20 protein-coding genes, 4 tRNA genes and 1 pseudogene are annotated in these 22,442 nt (G+C 57.2%); 13 read left to right on the forward strand and 12 right to left on the reverse strand.

What is annotated here, in order from left to right; translation table 11 throughout:
- Positions 1–27: 27 nt before the first annotated feature.
- Complete coding sequence (locus RHM65_RS13220; protein ID WP_322183524.1) at positions 28–1,380, reverse strand: class II 3-deoxy-7-phosphoheptulonate synthase; 1,353 nt, start codon at positions 1,378–1,380, stop codon at positions 28–30.
- A gap of 129 nt (positions 1,381–1,509) precedes the next feature.
- On the opposite strand from RHM65_RS13220, the gene RHM65_RS13225 reads away from it, so the two are divergent.
- Entirely contained in the window at positions 1,510–2,265 is a 756-nt protein-coding gene (locus tag RHM65_RS13225; protein WP_322183526.1) for a spermidine synthase, read from the forward strand.
- Between the two features lie 11 nt (positions 2,266–2,276).
- On the opposite strand, the gene RHM65_RS13230 is transcribed toward RHM65_RS13225, so the two are convergent.
- Positions 2,277–3,068 carry a crotonase/enoyl-CoA hydratase family protein gene (locus tag RHM65_RS13230; RefSeq protein ID WP_322183528.1) on the reverse strand — a complete coding sequence of 264 codons (792 nt, stop codon included), beginning with the start codon at positions 3,066–3,068 and terminating at the stop codon, positions 2,277–2,279.
- 385 nt (positions 3,069–3,453) lie between these two features.
- Between RHM65_RS13230 and RHM65_RS13235 the strand changes: the two genes are divergently transcribed.
- Complete coding sequence (locus RHM65_RS13235) at positions 3,454–5,169, forward strand: DEAD/DEAH box helicase (protein WP_322165521.1); 1,716 nt, start codon at positions 3,454–3,456, stop codon at positions 5,167–5,169.
- Between the two features lie 138 nt (positions 5,170–5,307).
- Here the strand turns inward: RHM65_RS13235 and RHM65_RS13240 are convergent, their stop codons facing one another.
- A complete protein-coding gene (locus RHM65_RS13240; RefSeq protein ID WP_322183530.1) occupies positions 5,308–6,075 on the reverse strand; it encodes a class III extradiol ring-cleavage dioxygenase in 768 nt (255 codons plus the stop codon).
- 103 nt (positions 6,076–6,178) lie between these two features.
- On the opposite strand from RHM65_RS13240, the gene RHM65_RS13245 reads away from it, so the two are divergent.
- The gene (locus RHM65_RS13245) at positions 6,179–6,844 is read left to right on the forward strand and encodes a thiopurine S-methyltransferase (RefSeq protein ID WP_322183532.1); all 666 of its coding nucleotides are present in this window, start codon (positions 6,179–6,181) and stop codon (positions 6,842–6,844) included.
- Here RHM65_RS13245 and RHM65_RS13250 read toward each other — a convergent pair.
- The 3 genes from RHM65_RS13250 to RHM65_RS13260 all read right to left on the reverse strand — a co-directional run bounded on the left by RHM65_RS13250 (position 6,821) and on the right by RHM65_RS13260 (position 9,817).
- Entirely contained in the window at positions 6,821–7,471 is a 651-nt protein-coding gene (locus RHM65_RS13250; protein ID WP_322165518.1) for a DUF2959 family protein, read from the reverse strand. The genes RHM65_RS13245 and RHM65_RS13250 overlap by 24 nt on opposite strands.
- Positions 7,472–7,543: 72 nt before the next feature.
- Complete coding sequence (htpX, locus tag RHM65_RS13255; RefSeq protein ID WP_322165517.1) at positions 7,544–8,431, reverse strand: protease HtpX; 888 nt, start codon at positions 8,429–8,431, stop codon at positions 7,544–7,546.
- Between the two features lie 174 nt (positions 8,432–8,605).
- On the reverse strand, positions 8,606–9,817 hold the full coding sequence (locus RHM65_RS13260; protein ID WP_322165516.1) for a pyridoxal phosphate-dependent aminotransferase: 1,212 nt from the start codon (positions 9,815–9,817) through the stop codon (positions 8,606–8,608).
- 192 nt (positions 9,818–10,009) lie between these two features.
- On the opposite strand from RHM65_RS13260, the gene msrB reads away from it, so the two are divergent.
- Complete coding sequence (gene msrB, locus RHM65_RS13265; RefSeq protein ID WP_322183534.1) at positions 10,010–10,405, forward strand: peptide-methionine (R)-S-oxide reductase MsrB; 396 nt, start codon at positions 10,010–10,012, stop codon at positions 10,403–10,405.
- 114 nt (positions 10,406–10,519) lie between these two features.
- Positions 10,520–11,005 carry a glutathione peroxidase gene (locus RHM65_RS13270; protein WP_322165514.1) on the forward strand — a complete coding sequence of 162 codons (486 nt, stop codon included), beginning with the start codon at positions 10,520–10,522 and terminating at the stop codon, positions 11,003–11,005.
- A 483-nt stretch (positions 11,006–11,488) separates the two neighbouring features.
- On the opposite strand, the gene RHM65_RS13275 is transcribed toward RHM65_RS13270, so the two are convergent.
- Both RHM65_RS13275 and RHM65_RS13280 read right to left on the reverse strand, forming a co-directional pair.
- Positions 11,489–12,589 (reverse strand): IS110 family transposase, encoded by a 1,101-nt coding sequence (locus tag RHM65_RS13275; protein WP_322167083.1) that lies wholly within the window; start codon positions 12,587–12,589, stop codon positions 11,489–11,491.
- 96 nt (positions 12,590–12,685) lie between these two features.
- Positions 12,686–14,998, reverse strand: a complete 2,313-nt coding sequence (locus RHM65_RS13280) for a hybrid sensor histidine kinase/response regulator (protein WP_322183536.1) — start codon at positions 14,996–14,998, stop codon at positions 12,686–12,688.
- Positions 14,999–15,082: 84 nt separating this feature from the next.
- Here RHM65_RS13280 and RHM65_RS13285 point away from each other — a divergent pair, with 84 nt between their 5' ends.
- Together RHM65_RS13285 and RHM65_RS13290 are read left to right on the forward strand one after the other, a co-directional pair.
- The gene (locus RHM65_RS13285; RefSeq protein ID WP_322183538.1) at positions 15,083–15,973 is read left to right on the forward strand and encodes an ATP-binding protein; all 891 of its coding nucleotides are present in this window, start codon (positions 15,083–15,085) and stop codon (positions 15,971–15,973) included.
- Positions 15,970–16,455: a GAF domain-containing protein gene (locus tag RHM65_RS13290; protein WP_322165511.1), complete on the forward strand. Its 486-nt coding sequence runs from the start codon at positions 15,970–15,972 to the stop codon at positions 16,453–16,455. Before RHM65_RS13285 ends, RHM65_RS13290 begins: the two co-directional genes overlap by 4 nt.
- A 51-nt stretch (positions 16,456–16,506) precedes the next feature.
- On the opposite strand, the gene RHM65_RS13295 is transcribed toward RHM65_RS13290, so the two are convergent.
- Positions 16,507–17,271 carry a hypothetical protein gene (locus RHM65_RS13295; protein WP_322165510.1) on the reverse strand — a complete coding sequence of 255 codons (765 nt, stop codon included), beginning with the start codon at positions 17,269–17,271 and terminating at the stop codon, positions 16,507–16,509.
- A gap of 267 nt (positions 17,272–17,538) precedes the next feature.
- Here RHM65_RS13295 and RHM65_RS13300 point away from each other — a divergent pair.
- The 5 genes from RHM65_RS13300 (at position 17,539) to RHM65_RS13320 (ending at position 19,184) form a co-directional block, all read left to right on the forward strand.
- Positions 17,539–17,614, forward strand: a tRNA-Glu gene (locus RHM65_RS13300).
- Between the two features lie 3 nt (positions 17,615–17,617).
- A tRNA-Gly gene (locus RHM65_RS13305) sits at positions 17,618–17,693 on the forward strand.
- Positions 17,694–17,794: 101 nt separating this feature from the next.
- Positions 17,795–17,870, forward strand: a tRNA-Glu gene (locus RHM65_RS13310).
- 3 nt (positions 17,871–17,873) lie between these two features.
- A tRNA-Gly gene (locus tag RHM65_RS13315) sits at positions 17,874–17,949 on the forward strand.
- 197 nt (positions 17,950–18,146) lie between these two features.
- Entirely contained in the window at positions 18,147–19,184 is a 1,038-nt protein-coding gene (locus RHM65_RS13320; RefSeq protein WP_322183540.1) for an NADP(H)-dependent aldo-keto reductase, read from the forward strand.
- Between the two features lie 62 nt (positions 19,185–19,246).
- On the opposite strand, the gene RHM65_RS13325 is transcribed toward RHM65_RS13320, so the two are convergent.
- Entirely contained in the window at positions 19,247–20,830 is a 1,584-nt protein-coding gene (locus tag RHM65_RS13325; protein ID WP_322165508.1) for a rhodanese-related sulfurtransferase, read from the reverse strand.
- A complete protein-coding gene (locus tag RHM65_RS13330; protein ID WP_322165507.1) occupies positions 20,827–21,435 on the reverse strand; it encodes a cysteine dioxygenase in 609 nt (202 codons plus the stop codon). Before RHM65_RS13330 ends, RHM65_RS13325 begins: the two co-directional genes overlap by 4 nt.
- Positions 21,436–21,600: 165 nt before the next feature.
- Between RHM65_RS13330 and RHM65_RS13335 the strand changes: the two are divergent.
- Positions 21,601–21,945: pseudogene (locus tag RHM65_RS13335) on the forward strand (hypothetical protein); the annotation flags it as partial.
- Positions 21,946–22,028: 83 nt separating this feature from the next.
- Here the strand turns inward: RHM65_RS13335 and RHM65_RS13340 are convergent.
- Entirely contained in the window at positions 22,029–22,439 is a 411-nt protein-coding gene (locus tag RHM65_RS13340; protein ID WP_322165506.1) for a PA2817 family protein, read from the reverse strand.
- Positions 22,440–22,442 lie beyond the last annotated feature (3 nt).

A 22,442-nucleotide genomic window follows, 5' to 3' on the forward strand; every position in this document is an offset into this window, starting at 1 on the left:
TTCGCCAACAGGTTGGCTCTTACAGTGTTAAGCGCGCGGTCTAACCTGCTTCAAGGTCTCTGCAATTAAAAACGCCAACTCAAGTGACTGGTCGGCGTTCATCCGTGGGTCGCAGTGGGTGTGATAGCGATCCGACAAGCCGTCTTCAGTGATCGGCCGTGCGCCACCGATGCACTCGGTGACGTTCTGCCCGGTCATCTCGATGTGAATACCACCGGCGTAAGTGCCTTCGGCCTGGTGCACCTGGAAGAACTCTTTAACCTCATTGAGAATCTGCGCGAAGTCTCGGGTTTTGTAGCCGCTGCTGGCCTTGATCGTATTGCCATGCATCGGGTCCGAACTCCAGAGCACTTTGCGACCTTCCCGTTCCACGGCGCGAATCAATTGCGGCAAGTGATCGCCAACCTTGTTCGCCCCCATGCGCGCAATGAGGTTCAGGCGGCCGGGGTCATTGCTCGGGTTGAGGATGTCGATCAGCCGGATCAGCGCTTGCGGGTCCATGCTCGGGCCGACTTTTACCCCGATCGGGTTGTTCACACCGCGCAGGAATTCGACGTGAGCCCCATCCAATTGCCGGGTGCGGTCGCCGATCCAGAGCATATGGGCCGAGCAGTCGTAATAATCGTTGGTCAAGCTGTCGCGACGGACGAAGGCTTGTTCGAAGTTCAGCAGCAACGCTTCGTGGGCGGTGAAAAAACTGGTCTCACGCAATTGCGGCGAAGTGTCCAGGCCGCAGGCGCGCATGAAGGCCAGGGTTTCGTCGATGCGCCCAGCCATTTGGCTGTACTTCTCTGCCAACGCCGAATTGGCGATGAAGTCCAGGTTCCACTGATGCACCTGATGCAAATCAGCAAAGCCGCCTTGAGCGAATGCACGGAGCAGGTTTAGCGTCGCGGTGGACTGGTGATAAGCCTGCAACAAACGATCAGGGTCTGGCACGCGGCTTTTTTCATCGAAACCAATGCCGTTGACGATATCGCCACGGTAGGCCGGAAGCGACACGCCGCCGATAGTCTCGTCGTTGGCCGAGCGCGGTTTGGCGAATTGGCCCGCCATACGCCCGACCTTGACCACCGGACACCCCGCCGCGAACGTCATGACGATTGCCATTTGCAGCAATACTTTGAATGTGTCGCGAATCTTCGCCGCCGAGAACTCGACAAAGCTCTCCGCGCAATCGCCGCCTTGCAGCAAAAACGCCCGACCCTGGGTGACTTCGGAAAACTGGCGACGCAACTCCCGCGCTTCTCCGGCGAACACCAGCGGCGGATAACCTGCCAGCGTCTGCTCGACCCGCAACAAATGCGCGGCGTCCGGGTATTGAGGTTGCTGCTGAACAGGCAGTGCCCGCCAGCTGTCGGGGCTCCAGGGTTGGCTCATGTTGAAAATCCAGGTCAATGCAGTCGGACCGGCATGTTAACAGTCCCTGTGTGAGCAGGCTTGCTTGCCAGTGGCTGCACAGACGACAATCCGCGTTCCCCGCTTGCCGCAATGCCGTTAGGAGAAGCAATGACTGAGGAGCGCGTCGAGCGTTTACTGGCCGAAGTACACGATGCCTTCGGCATGATCCGTGTGCTGGAAGTGGACGAGTATCGATTCCTGGAGTTCGGCGATGCCATCGAGCAAAGCTGCACGTTCACGGCCGACCCTAGCTGGTTGGAGTACGACTATACCCGTGCAATGTTCATCGCTGCGTTGTGCCATGAAGCGCCGGAAAGTGCCCTGTTTCTGGGGCTCGGCGCCGGGACGCTGACTCAGGCTTGCCTCAAGTTCCTGCCTCTGGAAGACGTCGAAGCCATCGAGTTGCGCCCGGATGTCCCGCGTCTGGCTTTCGAGTTTCTTGGGCTGGAGGATGATCCCCGGCTGTACATTCGCATCGGTGATGCCCTGGAGTTGCTCGACAGCGCCGAGTCCGCTGACCTGATCTTCGTCGACCTGTACACGGACGTGGGGCCGGGTGTCGGGCATCTGGCCTGGAAATTCCTGGAAAACTGTCAGAAACGTCTGAATCCGGGCGGCTGGCTGGTGATCAACCAATGGGCGGCCGATGACGGAAAACCGTTGGGCGCGGCGCTTTTGCGTGGGCTTTATCACCGGCATTATTGGGAACTGCCGGTGAAGGAGGGCAATGTCATCCTGATTGTGCCGGCAGACCTCGAACAGGTTCTCGATATGCAAGCCTTGACCGAGCGTGCAGAAGCCTTGGCTCCGCGCTTGGGTTATTCACTGCTGCCGTTAATCAAGGTCATTCGCCCGGCAACCTGACAACTGCGCGACTAGCGACCTTTGAAGGCGCCGGGTCTGCGTTCCAGCATGGCATTGAGTCCTTCCTGTGCGTCTTCGCTGGCCATCAGTTGTCGGGTCAGCGCTGGAAGGTTGTTTGCAGCGGCAGTTTCCCCTTCAAGCAATGCCTGACGCGCCGACGCGAGCGTGGTGTAGACCCCAAGCGGCGCCTGTTCAGCAATGCGCGTCGCCAATTGCACCGCGCGGGGCAGCAAGTCTTCGCTGGCCATCACTTCCTGGACCAACCCCATTCGATACGCCTCGTGAGCATCGAACTCATCGCCAGTCAGCAGCCAACGCATGGCGTTACCCCAGCCTGCCCGTTGCGGCAAGCGCAACGTGGCGCCGCCGAACGGGAAGATGCCGCGCTGCACCTCCATCTGTGCAAAGCGGGTATTGCTGGCGCAGAGATTGATGTCGCAAGCCAGCATCAGCTCGATTCCAATAGTGAAGCAATAACCTTGGGCGGCAACAATCACCGGCTTGGTGACCCTGGGTCCGGCGAACACCCCCCACGGGTCGTAACCGCCCTCAGGCAGCGTCCAGCCGTTGGCCAGTTCAGGACCGGCGCTGACCAGATCCAGCCCGCCAGTGAAGTGCTCGCCATGGGCGTAGACCACCGCGACTCGCGCCGACGCGTTGCGCTCAAAGTCGCCGTAAGCGAGGCTCAATGCGTTAAGCAGATCGATATCAAACGCGTTGCGCTTGGCAACACGGTCCAATCCGATCAACACGACGTGGCCTCGCTGTTCGCGACTGACACGGCCGTTGTTAGAAGAGAGCATGGGCATTGATCCTTGCGCGCTGGGAGTGGGCGAAAGAGCGTCAATCGGTAGCAGATTAACCGTTTTAGCAGTCCAGCCTAACGATGCCGGGCCTTTGCAAAATAGACACAGACGCGGGTTTGCGCAAAGCGTGTGGCAAAGAGAGGCCCAGTCGTGGTTGTCTGAAAATAACCCTCACTTTTGTCAGTAATTCCGGTATAGTACGCGCCGGCCTTTAACCGGGCCCTCGTACAGGTATTGCAATTCCCCGAAGCCAGCTTCGGCTGCTTGTCCGCACTGCGGGCTATCCTTGACGATCCATTCATCCAAACGTTTTCGCAAATCCCCGCCGACAAAGCAGCCAGGGCGACTCTAGGGTCTTACACGGCACGCGCAGCTTTGGAGCATGGGTCTTTGCGGATGCACTAGAGGCAGACCCATGACCCAGGAATTCGGCGGCTTCGCCGCTTTTAATCTTCATCCAAATATTCTCGCAGCCGTTATCGCAACCGGCTACGAAGAGCCTTCGGCCATTCAGCAGCAATCGATCCCGATCATCATGGAAGGCCATGACATGATTGGCCAGGCGCAAACCGGTACGGGTAAAACCGCTGCGTTCGCACTGCCAATCCTGCATCGTATCGATCCAGCCAAACGCGAACCTCAAGCGCTGATCCTCGCGCCAACTCGCGAACTGGCCCTGCAAGTAGCCACCGCTTTTGAAACCTACGCCAAGCAAATGCCGGGCGTTACGGTTGTAGCGGTCTACGGCGGTGCGCCGATGGGCCCGCAATTGAAAGCAATCCGTAATGGCGCGCAGATCGTTGTCGCTACGCCGGGCCGTCTGTGCGATCACCTTCGCCGCGACGAAAAAGTCCTCGCTACCGTGAACCACCTGGTTCTCGACGAAGCAGACGAAATGTTGAAGCTGGGCTTCATGGACGACCTGGAAGTTATCTTCAAGGCGTTGCCAGCAACTCGTCAGACCGTTCTGTTCTCGGCGACCTTGCCTCAATCGATCCGTGCCATCGCTGAACGCCATTTGCGTGATCCGAAGCACGTGAAGATTCAGACCAAGACCCAAACCGTTACCGCGATCGAACAGGCTCACCTGTTGGTTCATGCTGACCAGAAAACCTCGGCTGTACTGAGCCTGCTGGAAGTTGAAGACTTCGACGCACTGATCATGTTCGTGCGCACCAAGCAAGCGACCCTGGATCTGGCCAGCGCGCTTGAAGCCAAAGGTTACAAGGCTGCAGCACTGAACGGCGACATCGCTCAAAACCAACGTGAACGCGTCATCGAGTCGCTCAAGGATGGCCGTCTGGACATCGTTGTAGCCACCGACGTTGCTGCACGTGGTCTCGACGTTCCGCGTATCACCCACGTGTTCAACGTGGACATGCCTTACGATCCAGAGTCCTACGTTCACCGTATCGGCCGTACTGGCCGTGCCGGTCGCGAAGGCCGTGCGTTGCTGCTGGTGACTCCACGTGAGCGCCGCATGCTGCAAGTGATCGAGCGTGTTACCGGTCAGAAAGTAGCTGAAGTTCGCCTTCCAGATGCTCAAGCCGTTCTCGATGCTCGCATCAAGAAACTGACTAACAGCCTGGCTCCACTGGTTGCTGACGCTGAATCGACTCACGGTGATCTGCTTGATCGCCTGACCGCCGATATCGGTTGCAGCCCGCGTGCCCTTGCTGCTGCGCTGTTGCGCAAAGCCACCAACGGTCAAGCATTGACCCTGGCCGCCATCGAACGTGATCGCCCACTGGTTCCAACCAGCGCGCCACGTGAGCGCAGCGATCGTTCGTCTTCGAGCGAGCGTCCTGAGCGCAGCGGTGCTGATCGTGAGCGTCGCGCTCCGGTTCCATTGGCTGAAGGCCGTGCTCGTTGCCGTACCGCGCTGGGTGCGCGTGATGGTATCGCTGCTAAAAACCTGTTGGGTGCAATCCTCAACGAAGGCGGCCTGGCCCGCGAAGCAATCGGCCGCATCCAGGTGCGCGACAGCTTCAGCCTGGTCGAGCTTCCGGAAGATGGCCTTGAGCGTCTGTTGACCAAACTCAAGGACACCCGCGTTGCAGGCAAGCAGTTGAAGCTGCGTCGCTATCGCGAAGACTGATCTGCTCTTGAGCTGATCGAGTCTGAATAAAAAATCCCCGACTGGTTCGGGGATTTTTTTGTTTTGTAAATACTGTGGGAGCAGGCTTGCCTGCGAATAGGCCCGTAATCACGCCGCTGACGCCTATTTGGCAAACGCTCATCCAAACCGATAGATGTCCATCCCCAGCGCGCCCATCGTAAATCCCTGATGCGCAATGCTGAATTCGCCGCCTGCGCCGCGTGCGAAATAAAGCGGCAGCAGATGTTCATCACTGGGATGGTTACGCACAGCATTCGGTGCCAAACGCCGGTAATCGTGCAACGCTGCTTCGTCATTGCTCGTCAGCTTGTCAACGATCCAGTCACGAAACGCCAGCGCCCATGGCTCGATGCTCTCGGGCCCAGCATGCCAATCCAGCTCCCTCAGGTTGTGGGTAATGCTGCCAGACCCCATCACCAGCACGCCTTGTTCACGCAGGCTCGCCAGCGCACGGCCTACTCGGGTTTGCAGCGCGGGGCCAAGACGACTGGGCAACGAGACCTGCACCACGGGAATATCAGCCTGCGGGTACATCAACGACAGCGGCACCCAAACGCCGTGGTCAAACGGACGCTGGGAGTCGACACGGGCCGGCAGTCCATCGGCGCTGAGCAGTTCAACCACGTGCTTCGTCAGTTCGGGTAAGCCGGGCGCTGGGTATTGCACGGCGAACAGCTCCGGCGGGAAGCCACCGAAGTCGTGCCAGGTCTCCGGTTGCGGATTGCCATTGACTAACAGGTCTTGGCTTTCCCAGTGCGCTGAAACAATCACGATGGCCCTGGGCTTTGGCATCTCGGCAGCGATACGTGCCAACGCCGGGCCGCTCGCGCCGGGTTCCAGCGCGAGCATCGGCGAGCCATGGGAGATAAACAAGCTAGGGAACATAGTCGGAGTCCTGAGCGTTAAGATGGTGCCATCTTCAGGCAAAAGATTGATCTAAATCTAATATAAGTTTTAGCCTGATTTGATCGAATTATTGGGAGTCATTATGCAGCCAGAATTTTGGCAAAAACGTTGGGCGCTCAACCAGATCGGTTTTCACTTGCCGCAGGTTAATCCTTACCTGCAACGCTTCTGGCCTGGGCTTGAGCTTGCGCCGGGCGCTCAGGTGCTGGTGCCGTTGTGCGGTAAAAGCCTAGATCTGGCGTGGTTGGCAGGGCAAGGGTTCAAGGTTATGGGTATCGAGCTGACGGAAAAGGCCGTGGAAGATTTCTTTAGCGAGCAGCAACTGGCAGCGACCATCCGCCAGCGCGGCCCGTTCAAGGTGTATAGCGTTGAATCCATCGAGCTGTGGTGTGGCGATTTTTTTGCCCTGACGGCCGCTGACGTTGCAGAGTGTGCAGGCCTTTATGACCGCGCTGCACTGATCGCATTACCGCCCCAGATGCGCGAGTCCTATACACGACATCTGGCGCAGATACTTCCGCCAACCTGCCAAGGGCTATTAATTACCTTGGATTACGAGCAGTCACAAATAGAGGGCCCGCCGTTTGCAGTGCCCGATGCCGAGGTGCAGCAACGGTTGGCAGCCGATTGGCAGATTCAAGTCTTGGAAACCTGCGATGTGCTCAGCATGAGCACTAGATTTCTCAACGGGGGCGCCACACGGCTGGAAGAGCGCGCTTATCGTTTACGGCGTGGCGCTGTTTTGTAGGCGACGGACGAACGCATCGGAGCCGTCTATGGAGCGCTGCATGTCCTTGAGCAAGTCGTAGACACTGTTTTGCACGTGGCCGCTTTCGTCTTTGAGCGCCCCAATCGCTTGGGCGTTGAGGTTGTGTTTGAGAAACAGCACTTGATCGTGCAACACGCTGAGAACGGGCGGAATGCGGCTCTCAGCGGTTTTCATCGTGGCTAGCAGCGTGCGGTATTCAGCGTGGGTGCGATCCAATTCCTTCGCGCTGGCCGCACGCAAGTCTTGGCGGGTGTATTGACCAAGTTCGTCGTTCCATTCGTCAAACAATGCATCGGCGACGTTTTCAACGGAGGCGATTCGTTGATGAATGGCGTTGGCGCTTTTTACGCTGGCTTGATAATCATCATTCAGCGCGTCGTAGCGCTTCTCTAGATCGCCGCCGTCGAAGTGCACCACGCGCCGATAGTTTTCCAGTGCGCTGGATAAGTGTTTGCTGGTGTCCTTCTGTGCGTCACGTGCGTCTTCGATCCGTCCGGCGAGCATTTGGCGTTTCGATATGCCAGCTTCGTCCATGGCAGCGAAATACGCACTTTGGCAGCCGCTCAAGGCGAAGAGGGCGAGGAACGCGAGGGCGAGGTGGCGCATGGGGTAATCCTTTATCCAGATAAAACAAAAGGGCGACTTGCGTCGCCCCTCCGTCACACTGAGTAAAGCTTATCAGGCGAGACGACGAAGCGCCTCGATGCGATCTTCCAGCGCCGGGTGGCTCATGAACAACCCCGCCAAGCCATGCTTGAGTCCGCCGTTGATGCCGAAGGCGGTCAGGCTGTCCGGCATTTGCACCGGCACGCCTTGTTCTGAACGCAGACGCTGCAGGGCACCAATCATCGCGTTCTTGCCTGCCAGCCGTGCGCCAGCCTCATCAGCGCGGTATTCGCGTTTGCGCGAAAACCACATGACGATGGAACTGGCCAGGAACCCCAATACCAACTCGGCAAAAATAGTCGCGATGTAATAGGCCATGCCTTGGCCTTCTTCGTTCTTGAAAATCACCTTGTCGACAAAGTTACCAATGATCCGCGCGAAGAACATCACGAAGGTGTTCACCACGCCCTGGACCAAGGCCAGTGTCACCATGTCGCCATTGGCAACGTGGCCGATTTCGTGGGCCAACACTGCTTTCACTTCATCCGGTGAAAAGCGCTCCAGCAAACCTTGGCTGACGGCGACCAGTGCATCGTTCTTGTTCCAGCCCGTGGCAAAGGCGTTGGCCTCGTACGCCGGGAAGATGCCGACTTCGGGCATTTTGATTCCGGCCTCGCGGGACAGTTGTTCAACCGTCTGCAGCAGCCACTGCTCGTGCCGAGTGCGCGGCTGAGTAATCACTTGGGTGCTGGTGCTCATCTTCGCCATCCACTTGGAGATGAACAGCGAAAACAGTGAACCGGCAAAGCCGAAAACAGCACAGAAAATCAGCAGCTGATTAAGGTTTAGATCAACCCGATTGGCCGCCATTATCCCGTTAAAGCCAAAAAGGCTCAGGGTAATGCTGGCTATGAGTACCACTGCCAGGTTCGTGGCCAAAAACAGCAAAATGCGCATCATGGTCGAAACGGTCTCCTCATGAAAATATGTAACGTGATGCGGGGTATATAAGGCGATGGACGCAGCTATTCAACAGAGGGACTATTTCAAACTGTGTCGTTTGCAGGCGAATCGGAGGCGAGAGGCAAGCGGTGCGGCCCGTTCAGGCCGCATCCGGTGCAGGTGCGGACGGGCTTATTGGCGATAAGTCTTTAGGAAATTTCCGATTCGACCGATTGCCATGTCCAGGTCATCGACGCGCGGCAGGGTTACCACGCGGAAGTGATCCGGCCACGGCCAGTTAAAGGCCGTACCCTGAACCACCAACAGTTTTTCCGACAAAAGCAGGTCCAGTACGAATTTTTCATCGTTATGGATCGGGCAAATTTTCGGATCGATACGTGGGAATGCATACAGCGCGCCCATCGGTTTCACGCAGCTGACACCGGGGATGTCGTTGAGCAATTCCCACGTGCGATTACGTTGTTCCAGCAAGCGGCCAGCCGGCAGCACCAAATCGTTGATGCTTTGATAGCCGCCCAATGCCGTCTGAATCGCGTGTTGGCTCGGCACATTGGCACACAGACGCATGTTAGCCAGTATGTCGATGCCCTCGATGTAGCTTTTGGCATTGTGTTTTGGCCCGGAAATAACCACCCAGCCGGACCGGAAACCTGCAACCCGGTACGATTTCGACAGGCCATTGAAGGTCAGGCAGAGCAGGTCTGGAGCCAATGACGCAGTGGCGATATGAACCGCGTCATCGTAGAGAATCTTGTCGTAGATTTCGTCGGAGAACACCACCAGATTGTGCTGGCGGGCCAATTCCAGCATGCCCAGCAGCACTTCCTTCGGATAGACCGCACCTGTCGGGTTGTTGGGGTTGATGATGACCATCGCCTTGGTGTTGGGCGTGATCTTGGCCTTGATATCCTGCAAGTCCGGCCACCAGTGCGCTTGTTCGTCGCACAGATAATGCACCGGATTGCCGCCTGCCAGACTCACCGCCGCAGTCCACAACGGGTAATCGGGGGCCGGGATCAGCACCTCGTCGCCGTTGTTGAGCAGGGCCTGCATCGACATCACGATCAGTTCGGAAACGCCGTTGCCCAAATAGATGTCTTCAATGCCGACGCCCTCTACCTGCTTCTGTTGGTAGTACTGCATCACGGCCTTGCGCGCGCTGAACAGGCCTTTCGAATCGCTGTAGCCCTGAGCCATCGGCAGATTGCGGATCACGTCCTGCAAGATTTCGTCCGGCGCCTCGAAACCAAACGGCGCCGGGTTGCCGATATTCAGCTTGAGGATGCGATGACCTTCCTCCTCCAGGCGTTTGGCGTGCTTGAGCACTGGCCCGCGTATGTCATAACAGACGTTGGCGAGCTTGTTCGATTTGCTGACCTGCATGTGATTGATCCCGAGAGTGGACGGCCCCGTGTATGAACACCACGTGGATCGCCGAGCAGAACGCCATGAAAAATGGGTTTGTATGCATGAAACGTGGGTGACAGACTGGCGTCTAACGAGGCGCAATCATACGTGCCGCCCGATCCTTGGAAAAGATACAGATCGGGCTTTTTCAGTTGTGGAGGTGTACCCGTGGAAAAGTTGGAAAAAACCCGCGAAGAATGGCAAGCGATGCTTGACCCGGAGCAGTACAACGTTTGTCGTCTCAAAGCGACCGAGCGCCCGTTTTCCGGCAAGTACAACGGCACCAAAACCGCAGGCGTCTATCACTGTGTGTGCTGCAACGAGCCGCTGTTCGACTCCGAAACGAAATTCGATTCCGGCTGCGGCTGGCCGAGTTTTTATGCACCGCTCGAAGGCAGTGCCGTGATGGAAATTCGTGACATGACACACGGCATGATTCGAACTGAAGTGGTGTGTGCAAAATGTGATGCTCACTTGGGCCACGTGTTTCCCGATGGCCCTGCGCCCACCGGTTTGCGTTATTGCATTAACTCGGTGTGCCTGGAGTTGGTCCCGCGCGAGTAACCGGGGGGTGGTCTGACCTCTTATGCCTTGATATCGATGGGATGAATTAAATTGTGCGCAAGTCAATTGCGCACTATGTTTCCTACACATTCCACTCTTTTTGTAGGTGTTGCCATGAGCGAAAATCTGCTGACCATCCCGTGCACCACTATCAAAGGTGAGCAGAAAACCTTAGCGGATTTCGCTGGCAAGGCGGTATTGGTGGTCAACACCGCGAGCAAGTGCGGCTTCACCCCACAGTACAAAGGCCTTGAGCAGTTGTGGCAGACCTACAAGGATCAAGGTCTGGTGGTGTTGGGTTTCCCGTGTAATCAGTTTGGCCATCAGGAACCGGGCAACGAAGGCACTATCTCTGAGTTTTGCGAGCTGAATTACGGGGTCAGTTTTCCGCTGTTCAAAAAGATTGACGTCAATGGCAGCGAGGCTCACCCGCTGTTCGTGCAGTTGAAAAAGCAGGCGCCAGGGGTTTTGGGCTCGGAGCGGATCAAGTGGAATTTCACCAAATTCCTGATTGGTAAAGACGGCAAACTGGTTAAACGTTTCGCCCCGCTGACCAAACCGCAAGACATGAGCGCAGAGATCGAAGCGTTATTGAGATAGCCATACCGCGTCATCCAAATCCTGTAGGAGGGTCCGCCACGTCTTCGACGCCGCGCTGTCGCACAGCAAACTGTGTGGCACTTTTTGTGTGGTTTGAGGTTGCAGGGTGTCAGGACTGAAGCCTTCCCGAATAAATTCGGTCCCACAGATTCTGGCGCTGCGCAGATTTCTGTAGGAGCTGTCGAAGGCTGCGATAGGTCCGAAGGACCTTCGCCAACACGTTGGCTCCTATGTATGGACTCGCCTCCACTGTCAACCCGCTTTTAAACACCGCTACCCGGTTGCATCTATGTATAAGGCCTATTCGAGGAAGCCGTCTTCGGCTTCTGGCCAACATTGGTTCAGCTCGCGGTATGCCAATTACATTCAGGCCTCAAGGGCCAGTAGGAGCCAAGGCATCAATCCGCGACGGTCTGACCTGGGGTCAATGTTTTCTAGCAAGGGTTTAAGCGCTTTCGCGCCACGGTGGCAGAACTCTGTGGATCAGTGGCCCATCGCAGCTTGGCCATTGGCCGGTTGGCGGCGATAAGTCTGTTCATTCTGTAGCAGCGCCCAGACGATGCGCAGGTTACGGTTCGCTAACCGGACCGCCGCCTCTTTTCGACCCAGGCGCCCTAACCAGCGCAGCAGCCGCAGATCGTCGGGCTGCTGTGAATCAGGCCGCAGTTGCCTCAACACCGAATGGGCACCCTGAACCATCAAGCTGCGTATGTAGCCATCGCCTCGCTTGCTCATTTTGCCCAGGCGCACCTGCTCCCCGCTGCTGTGCTGCTCAGGCACCATGCCGAAGTAGGCGGCAAACATGCGCGCATTGGAGAAGCGTTCAGGTTCAGTCTGCTTGGCCAGCAGTGCCGTGGCGATAATCGGACCGATACCACGCACGGTCATTAGCCGTTTGGCGGTTTTGTCATCGTTCGCAGCAGTCTCCAGACGGCCAGTCAAGATGTTGATTCGCTCGCCCGTGTGGTGCCATTCACCCAGTAATTCGTCTATCAGTTCGCGCAACATATCGGGCAACGGCTGAGTAGCGTCTTCCAGCACTCGGGGTATGGTTTGGCTGATAGCAACATCGCCCTGCGCCAGCGCAACGCCGTGCTCTAACAGTAAGCCTCGCATCTGATTACTGATCGTTGTACGGCGGCGTACATAACCCTGACGAGCCCGATGCAAGGCCTGCATGGCCAGCGCTGCGGTGCTTTTGATGGGCACAGCCGCAATGCGGCTATCGCGGCCGGCACGCAATATCGCCAGCGCATCGTTGCGATCGTTCTTGGCACCGCTGCGATGATTAGCCACCAACCCCGCTGGAAGAATCCGCGCCAGATTGCCCTGATCCTGGAGCTGCCGCGCCCACGACTGAGCGCCTGGGCCAGTTTCCACCAGCACTATGACCTCTGGCGGCAGGTGACGCAGAAATGTAAAAAACGCTTCGCGCGACTTGATCCGCTCTTCGTAAAGTACATGGCCCAGGGCATCTTCCCCGGCGACCTGGAATACCCGCTTGGCAAGATCGACCGCCACTGTCGTGCAGGCCGATAGAGCGGCAGAAGACAAAGACTGATTAATCGTCGTATTCTTTTTCATGGACTCGCCCTCGCTGTCGTTGGCTTCTTAGACTGCCACCGTGGCGCATTGACGCCTCGGCTTGGGCGAGTCCATCCAATTACAGGTTGTTGACGCTCAGCGTGGCTTCAACCACTGATCCAACAAGCTGATCAGTTCTTCGCGACGAAAGGGTTTGGCCAAGTAGTCGCTCATCCCGGCAGCGCGGCAGCGTTCGCGTTCTTCGGGCATGGCGTTGGCGGTGAGGGCTATGATTGGTAATTGCGGCCAGCGTCCGCTTTGGCGAATCTGCCGGCTGGCTTCATAGCCATCCATCACCGGCATGTTGCAATCCATCAACACCAGGTCGAAGTCCTGTTCTTCCAGTCGCTCCAGCGCTTCGACCCCCTGCCCACTGACCACCACCTCGCAGCCCAGTTTACTCAGCATGCCTTTGGCCACGAGTTGATTCACCGGGTTGTCCTCCACCAGCAAAATTCGCGCGCGGTGAGTGGCTGCTCGATCTTGCAACAGCCGTTCTCGCGAGATGTACTCTTCAGGCAACAGCGTGCGGCGTAATGTTTGATACAACGCCGTTCGGGCCAGCGGTCGAGCTTGTTGCTGGAGGGGTGAAAGGGCGCTGACCTCTTCGCTGGGCATGAAATTGCCGTACGCCGTCACCAACAAGATAGGTGCGGTGATGGCCGGGCGCAGTCCAAACAAACATTCTGGACAATCGGTAATCAGCAGGTCTGGATCAAATCCAAACAAACTGTCACCGATGCTGCGGCGCTGATAATCAATCCCCCAGCCAGGTAGCAGGCCGGCTAACAGTTCGGCCAGACCACTGTCGGCCGAGGTTACAGCAACAACTCGGCCTTGGAGTTTTCCAGGCGCTGACGCGGGCGCATGGGTGGGCAGCGGCAACTCGACACTAAACCGGCTGCCGAAGCCAACCTTTGACTCCACGCTCAATCGGCCTTTCATAGCACCACACAAATTGTGCGTCACAGCCAGGCCGAGGCCGGTGCCGCCGTATTGACGAGTGATGCCGACCGCTGCTTGAGTGAACGGTTGAAAAATTTTCGCTTGGTCGTTGGCCGCAATGCCGATGCCGGTGTCGCTGACATCGATTTTAATACCACCATCGTGGGCGCTCAGGCGGACGTCGACGCGGCCAAAGCGCGTGAATTTCAACGCATTGGACAGCAGGTTACTGACGATCTGCCGGACACGGGTCGGATCACCCATGATCGAAGCCGGAAAAAGCGGGTCGATCAGGCACGCCAATTCGACACTGGGCGCCGCGTTTTGCGACAGCAGATTGGCCGTGTCTTCGACCAGCGCACCCAAGTCGAACGGAATATTTTCCAGTTCCAGTTGGCCGGCATCGAATTTTGACAGATCCAGAATATCGTTGAGTAGCTCCACCAGCACTTTGCCCGAGTCATGGGCAATGGACAGTTGTTGGCGCTGCTCGGCATTGAGCGGGCTGTCCAGTGACAGCGAGAGCATGCCCAGCAACCCATTGAGCGGCGTGCGTATCTCGTGGCTCATGTTTGCCAGAAAAGCCGCGCGTGCATGGGCCATGTCTATGGCCGTACTGCGTGCCACGAGCAGCTCATCGTTGGATTGGCTGAGGCGAGCGTTAATGGCTTTGAGTTCGGCAGTGCGCGCCGAGACAATGTTTTCCAATTCATTCAAATGGTCGTTGAGGTTGTTTTCAGCGATGCGCCGTTGCGCGAATTCGCTGGCAATGGTTTTGAACTGCTGATTGGCAACCTTCACCAGCACGCCGATTTCGTCCGTCTCATGACCGGGGGGGCAGGGCAATGGCGATTGCAGCCGTCGGCGCGGGTCAGTTCCACTGAGTGCGCTTATCACGCCCACCAGCGGTTTGGTCAGGGTGATGTAAAACAGCAGCAGCAGAATAATGCTTAATATCAGGCTGCGAACAAACCCATTGATTAGGGTGATTTCGGCGCGTTGCAGGAAATGACGGCCAAAGGCAAAAGTGTCCACCGTCAGGTGCAACGTCCCCATGGGTTCAGTGGGCATGTGATCCAATCGCAGAGGGTCATCGAATTCACGGCTTGCACCAAAAAGGAAGTCGCTGACGATCCGGTAACGGCTTTGGGCGCGTGGACGCTCGACACTGGCGAGGGTGGCGTTGCTGTTGTCGCTGAGCCGAACGCCAACCACCGCGGGGGAGTGCAACAACCCAAGGATTAATTCCTGCGCCAGTTCAGCATCGATGTTGTAGGCGATTCGCGACGCGGGGTTGTGACTGATTTCCAGCAAAGAATGAATTTCGCGATCGATCGATGCGTCTTCGCTGGCATAATCGAGAGCGATTTGAACCAAGCTAAGCAAGGTTCCTAAAATGAAGCCGACCAATACTGCCAGACGCGCTTGCTTGAACGACAGGCGGTGGGTGAACGATATATCCATGGGCAGAGCCATTCCTCGTTTGCCATCGCGAAGAAGCATAGCTGATCGGGCCAAGCGGTTAATCAGTTTAATTAAGGAGACATTGTGGACTCTCGGTTAATAACATTTCTTGAGCGGGCCGACGCCGTTTTGGCTCGATTGGAGCCACTGCTGCCGGCCTTGCGCAACCCCGTGGACTGGACTCACAGCCTCGCCGCGCGCTGGGTGCAGGAAGGTCGTTCGGGTTATTTGATGCCGCTGGAAGTCAGTCTGGACATGCGTCTTTCTGATTTGATTGGTGTCGATCGGCAGCGCGATCAACTGGCGCGTAATACTCGCCAGTTCATCGACGGCTTGCCCGCCAACCACGCATTACTGTGGGGGTCGCGGGGCACTGGTAAGTCGTCGCTGGTTCGGGCATTGCTGGCCGAGAACCACAAAGACGGCCTGCGCTTGATTGAGATCGAGCGCGATCATTTGGGTGATTTGCCGCGTGTCGTAGAGCAATTGCAAGGGTTGTCGGAGCGGTTCGTGCTGTTTTGCGATGACCTGTCGTTCGAAGCGGGGGAGAGTGATTACCGGGTACTTAAAAGTGTCTTGGACGGCTCGCTGGAGCAAGCGCCCGACAACGTATTGTTGTATGCCACGTCCAATCGTCGCCATTTGGTGCCCGAAAAATCCAGTGATAATGAAAACTGGAAGCAGGTCGATGGCGAAATCCACCCAAGCGAAGGGGTAGAAGACAAAATTGCCCTGTCCGACCGGTTTGGCTTATGGCTGTCGTTCTATCCGTTTACCCAAGAGCACTTCCTCAGCGTGGTCGAGCACTGGATCGGTGAATTGGCTGCGAAATCCGGGCTGGCGTGGCAGCGTGATGAAGAGTTGGACCTCACGGCTGTGCGCTGGGCCACTGGCCGTGGCAATCGCAATGGCCGCTGCGCTTATCAGTTCGCGCGTTATTGGGTGGGTCTTAAATTGTTGGAGCAGCAAGCATGATTGATCTTCACAGTAGCGGCGCTGGCCTCAATGGCTATAGGTTGCTAACCGCACAGCTGGAATCTTTGTTGGCGCACGAGCGTGATTTTATTGCCAACGCTGCGCAGTTTTCGGCGTTCTTGTTCAGCCAGCTCGAGGACTTGAACTGGGCAGGTTTTTACTTGGCGCGGGGCGAGGAATTGGTGCTGGGGCCGTTTCAAGGCCAGATCGCCTGTGTGCGAATTCCGTTTGGTCGTGGGGTGTGCGGCACGGCGGCGGCCAGTCGGACGACTCAGCGGGTCAGGGACGTCCATGAGTTCGACGGGCATATTGCCTGCGACAGCGCCTCCGCCAGCGAGCTGGTGGTGCCACTGATCAAAGACGGAAAATTGATGGGCGTACTGGATCTGGACAGCCCAAGTGTCGGACGCTTCTGCGAAGATGACCAGGCCGGGGTTGAGCAATTGGTGGCGATATTCCTAAGGCTCACGACCTGCGATTAAGCCCGGTGCAGGCAGACACGCCCAGTTGTGTCTGCCGCACGAATTGAAACATCAGTCGTAAGCGACCTTTTTCTTCCAATCTGCATCGTCAATCTTCAGTCCGTCGGTCAATACGTTTTCTTCGCCTTCGACCGCCGCTGTTTCTGCTAACACCATTGAATTACAACGTGCCAAGAGCTTTTCCAGGTAAGTGAGTTGCTCATGATAAAGCGCCGGCTCCGGCTGTTTGCGCAAGTACTGCACCCCGCGCTCGAATGCCAAACGGGCTTGTCCTGGTTGCTCCAGAGCGAGGGCGTGTTGCCCAAGGTTATTAAAAAACTCGATGTGCAGTATCACCATAAGGTGGCGAATTTGTTTTACCCACTGCTTGGCTTCAGTCGTCGGTAAAAAGCCGTCATGGGCGGCGCGAGTGATTTGACCGTGTAACGCTTCCAATAAGAAACGCACGTCTTTGGCCTTGGCTTCGGTCTGAATCGGGCTGGGAGGGTTGTTGATCGGGATCTGATCGCCCAGGTCGATCAGCGCTGTCAGCTCGGCGATGCGCTCCCGAAACGCGCTGCCGCTTCTATTAAGTGCTTGCAGGCGCGCGTTGACGTTGAGCTCCAGACGCGTCAGCAGGAGCTTGAGGCTCGGTGTCATCAATTGGCCCGGAAACGTTTCAGTGATCTCACCGCAACGGCGCAAGCGGTCAGTCAGCTCAACCCTGAGGCGAGCGCGTTCCAGTTTCTTGTTTTCGGCTACATGATTGAGGAAACCAATGGCAATCAGGATAGCGATGCCGGCAATAACCAAGAGGGTGATTATGAGTGGTGTCACCGTTGAAACCTCATTTAGGTAATTGTGTGGCTGAGTGTAGTGTTTAACCCAGTGGGCCGATAGGTGCAACGGGTGTTCGTCAAACTAACGGCGCTGATATTCAGGCACCGGGTGACTGCTCAGCATGCGCAAAGCTCAGGGAAGTCATTGATTTAGATATATTTATAGATGGGGGTTGACGACATGCCCTTGCATCCATAGAATGCGCGCCACTTACAGCGTAAAGCACACAGCGAAGCGCAAATAAGTAGTGAATGTTGTACGCGTGTCCCCTTCGTCTAGTGGCCTAGGACACCGCCCTTTCACGGCGGTAACAGGGGTTCGAGTCCCCTAGGGGACGCCATTTGCGGGAATAGCTCAGTTGGTAGAGCACGACCTTGCCAAGGTCGGGGTCGCGAGTTCGAGTCTCGTTTCCCGCTCCATTTTTAAGCAGTCTTGTTTTAGGACAGGGCTGGTGAAACCAAGGCAGGGTCTTCGGATCATGTTTTGGACACTGGGACATACAGCGTATGTTCCGGGCAGCGTCCCCTTCGTCTAGTGGCCTAGGACACCGCCCTTTCACGGCGGTAACAGGGGTTCGAGTCCCCTAGGGGACGCCATTTGCGGGAATAGCTCAGTTGGTAGAGCACGACCTTGCCAAGGTCGGGGTCGCGAGTTCGAGTCTCGTTTCCCGCTCCATTTGTACAAAAACGCCGCTCAATGAGCGGCGTTTTTGCGTGTGCGTTTTTTGAGTTCTGGAAGCTTGGGTCGAGCGAAAAGCCTTCGAGTCGGAAAAAAGACTGGCGTCGTCGGCCTTGGCAGGTGCTTGATAGTCATCGCAATTCGAGCGCCCGACTCAGGGCACTTTTTTATAGTTGAGCCAGACGGAGTTATCGATGGAGTTTCGTTCACTGGGCAAGACCGACCTTAAGGTCAGCGCCATCGCGTTGGGCACCATGACCTGGGGCGAGCAAAACACCGCAGAAGAAGCCTTCGCACAGATTCGTCAGTCCAAGGATGCAGGGGTCAACTTTCTTGACACTGCGGAGATGTACCCGGTACCGCCGGGCGGCGAAACCTACGCCGAGACCGAGCGCATTATTGGCCAGTACTTCAAGAAGTACGGCGACCGTAATGACTGGATTCTGGCCAGTAAAGTCGCCGGACCAGGTCGCATGGACCACATTCGGGACGGCAACCCACGGCTTGATCGGGTCAACATCACTGCGGCGGTGGAGGCTAGCCTTGCGCGGTTGAACACTGATTATCTGGACCTGTACCAGTTGCATTGGCCGGACCGCAAAACCAATTTTTTTGGCGTGCTGGGCTACACCCATGATGCGCATGATCAGCCGGTTGAGATCGAAGAAACCTTGTCGGTATTGGACGATTTAGTGAGGGCGGGCAAGATTCGCCATTTTGGTTTGTCCAACGAAACGCCGTGGGGCACCCAGCGTTTCCTGCACGTGGCGCAAAGCCTTCACCTGCCACGGGCGGTATCGATCCAGAACCCTTACAACTTGCTTAACCGCACCTTTGAAATCGGCTTGGCGGAAATCGCGATTCGCGAGCAGATCGGTTTGTTGGCCTATTCGCCTTTGGCGTTTGGCGTGCTGGCAGGCAAGTACCTCAACGGCGCTCGCCCTGCGTCGGGTCGGCTGACGCTGTTTGAACGCTTCCAGCGCTACAACAATCCACAGGTTGAAATCGCCAGCGCAGCCTACGTGGCGTTGGCCCACGAACACGGCCTGGACCCGGCGCAAATGGCATTGGCCTACGTCACCAGCCGACCGTTCGTGACCAGTAACATCATTGGCGCCACCACGCTGGAGCAATTGACCAGCAACCTGGCCAGCGCCGACGTGAAACTGTCGCAGGACGTGCTGGCGGGTATCGAAGCCATCCACACCCGGCAACCCAACCCTGCGCCGTAATCAAGTGCAGCATGGCCTTTCGCGCTAGGAGCGCTTTTGACTGCGTAGCGCCTCGGACTCTTCTAGATCACGAAGAATCCGTGGGTGCCGTCGCGGGCAAGCTGACTGACCAGACCAAATTCCCAATCCAGATAGGCCTGCATGGCTTTACGTGGCGCGTCGGTGCCTTCGTAAGGTCGGCGATAGCGGTCAATGCGCGGCGAAGCCAACTGGCTTTCGCCTGTTTCCACGGCAAAGCCTGCGGCGAACCATGTGCTTGTCCCGCCCTTGAGCAGGAAAACTGGCTGGCCGGTTAACGCCTCGACCTCCGCCACGGCGAGCCGCGCCAGGCGACTGCTGCCGCAGGTCAGCACGTAGCGTTGCGCGACGGGAATATTCCCTAGCGCTTGTTTCAGTTGCGCACGCAATACCCACCACGCACCGGGTATGTGCTGTTTAACGTAGTTAGCGCTGGTGGTGAAATCCAGCACCGCAACATCACCTTGATCACGCCACTGGGCGAGGGTTTGGGCGCTAATCTCTTCGGCTTGGCGCGGTTCGGGAATGGGCGCGTCCCACTCGCCTTTTTCGCTGAAATCCTTAGGCTGCAAGTCGCCAACGACGAACACGTCCCAGCCCAGTTGTGCCAGCCAAGAGCCGGACATGTTGGCCCGCACGCCATCGTCGTCGATCAATACCAGTCGAGCGCCGCGCACGCTGGCGTAGTGATCGGTTTCCTGCACCAGTTGCCCGCCAGGTGTCGAGCGCGAACCGGGCAGATGGCCTTGGGCAAATTCTTCCGGGGTGCGCACGTCAAACAGGTAGGTGCTGCGGCCTGTCTCGGTTTGCCACTGATGTAAATCGGCGCGGGACCCGCGCTTGACCCCGGCCTTGTGCGCGACCTTCAGCGCATCAGCGGTGGCCAGTTTACGGGTGTCTTCGCACACGGCGGCGAAGCGTCGAGCTTGCCCGTGTTCCAGTTTTTGGTCGGCCAGCAGCCAGCCAATGGTGCCATTGCGCAGCGCCGAGATTTGATTCGGCAGCCCCGCATTCACCAACGATTGAGTGCCGATGATGCTGCGCGTCCGACCGGCGCAATTGACGATGATCCGGGTGCTGGGGTCCGGCGCCAGTTCCCGGGCGCGCAGCACTAGTTCGGCGCCCGGCACGCTGATGCTGCCGGGAATGCTCATGGTCTGGTATTCGTCATAGCGACGGGCATCGAGTACTACCACATCGGCCCTTGCCTCGATCAGCGCGAGCACTTCTTCGGCCGCTAATGACGGCGTATGGCGCTGGCTTTCCACCAGTTCGCCGAAGGCTTTGCTCGGCACGTTGACGTCGATAAACAGTTCGCCGCCGGCCTCGCGCCAGCCTTGTAAACCGCCTTGCAGCAGTCGCACATCGCTGTAGCCGAGTTCACTCAATCGTTGCAACGCTATCGCCGCCAAGCCTTCGCCGTCGTCATACACCGTAATGGCGGTGTCGCGACGGGGGATGCGCGAGAACACTTCGAGTTCAAGTTTCGACAGCGGAATGTTGGCGGCGAACAACGGATGGGCCTCAGCGAAAGGCTTTTCTTCACGAACATCCACCAGCGCCAGTTCTTCATGGGCCAGCAGTGCGCGACGGATGTCGGCAAAGGATCGGGTGGCGAGGTTACTCATGGGTGTTGGCCTTCTTTAGACAGGTCCCAGATATTCGGGAGAAGCGTGTTGGAATAACCGGAGATGAACAGTTTTTCTGACCCGTCGGGCTGATACACCGCCCGCTTTACCGCGCCGATGTTGGCGCCGTACACGTGAATGCTGATCGACACTCGATCATTGAAGGCGTTGCTGACTTGGTGAATATCGTTACTGCGCGGTGACAAGGCTTCAACGTGACCGGGCTCAAGGCGAATGGCCGGGCCTTCTTGTTCCAGTCGGCCGCTTTCGGTGCGGGCATAACCTTGGGCAAACTCGGCGCCGCGCAACATGCCAATCAGCCCCCAGACACGGTGGTCATGAATCGGCGTGCGCTGGCCAGGGCCCCAGACGAAACTGACAACGCAGAAGCGCTGACGCGAATCGGCGTGCAGCAAGAATTGTTGATAGTGCTGCGGGTCAGGAGTGGCGTAGTCGTCCGGCAGCCAGTCGTCGACGCTGACCAGTTGCGACAGCAGTTTGCCGCCGCGATGCAGCAAATCGCCTTCGCTCGGGTTGCTGTCAATCAGCTCCGCCAGCGCGCCAATGAAAGCTCTGAGTCGTTCCGGGTGCCGAGTCTGCGTCATGTTGATTCCGAAGCCAGTGCTGATACGGCGGTGGTTGGAGAAATATAAACACAGTACTGAAAGTTAATATGCTGTTTTTTAATGATTAAGTTATAACTAAAGTGCATTTAATATCTTTTTGGCGCAGCGCAAACGCTCGACGTGCGTGGCGAAACAGCCTGATCCCAGAAATGCTTGGGGATCCTGCGGGAAATGGACGCGCTTAGAGAGTTGGTTGCCAGCGATACACCGCCCAGCGGTCTGTTGCGTCTGGGGGTGCCGCAGACTATCGGTGATGGGTGTTGATCGATGCGCTTAAGCATCTGCGGGCGCAATTTCCTGATTTGCGCGCCCAAGTCTTGATCGGTTGGGGCGGCAACCTGATTGGCGGTCATGCCGCTCAAGGATTTCAAGTCGGTTATGGACGTGTGGCTGATCTATCCACGCTTTCTCGGTAACTTGCAGGGCGCGGTGGCTTCGTTCGGTACTCTGGTGGCGCAGTCGTTTAAGCAAACCCGTAACGCTGCGTGAATCGAACGTGTTTGCGCCGCTGCGTGCCTGGCACGGTCCGAGGGGATCTCAGCCAATAAATCAGTGCCTGCAGTGAGCGTTGATCAGTGCTTGCTGTCTTGAATCGACAGCGCAAGCAACGCTTTCTCCTGGTTCCAGTCGAAGGGTTCTTCGTTTTCTTCGGCTTCGTAGCGGCGTTCTTCCAGTGCCTGGTACAGCTCGATTTCGTCGTCAGGCATGAAGTGCAGGCAGTCGCCAGCGAAAAACCACAGCAGGTCACGCGGGACCAAATGAGCAATTTGCGGGTAACGCTGGATCACTTGGCAGAGCATTTCCTGACCCAAGTATTGACTCTCGACTGGGTCGCGGGGCAGCAGCTCAACCAGTTCGTCGAAGCGCTCCATAAACAACTCATGGCTTTCTTCGGGAACTTGCTCGGCCTCGCCAAGGGCGACCAGGATGCTGCGCAGGTGTGTCAGCAGGTTCAGTTGGTGGGCGAGCGTGGCGTCGGCCATGGT

Source organism: Pseudomonas sp. CCI4.2, from assembly GCF_034350045.1.
Lineage (GTDB): Bacteria > Pseudomonadota > Gammaproteobacteria > Pseudomonadales > Pseudomonadaceae > Aquipseudomonas.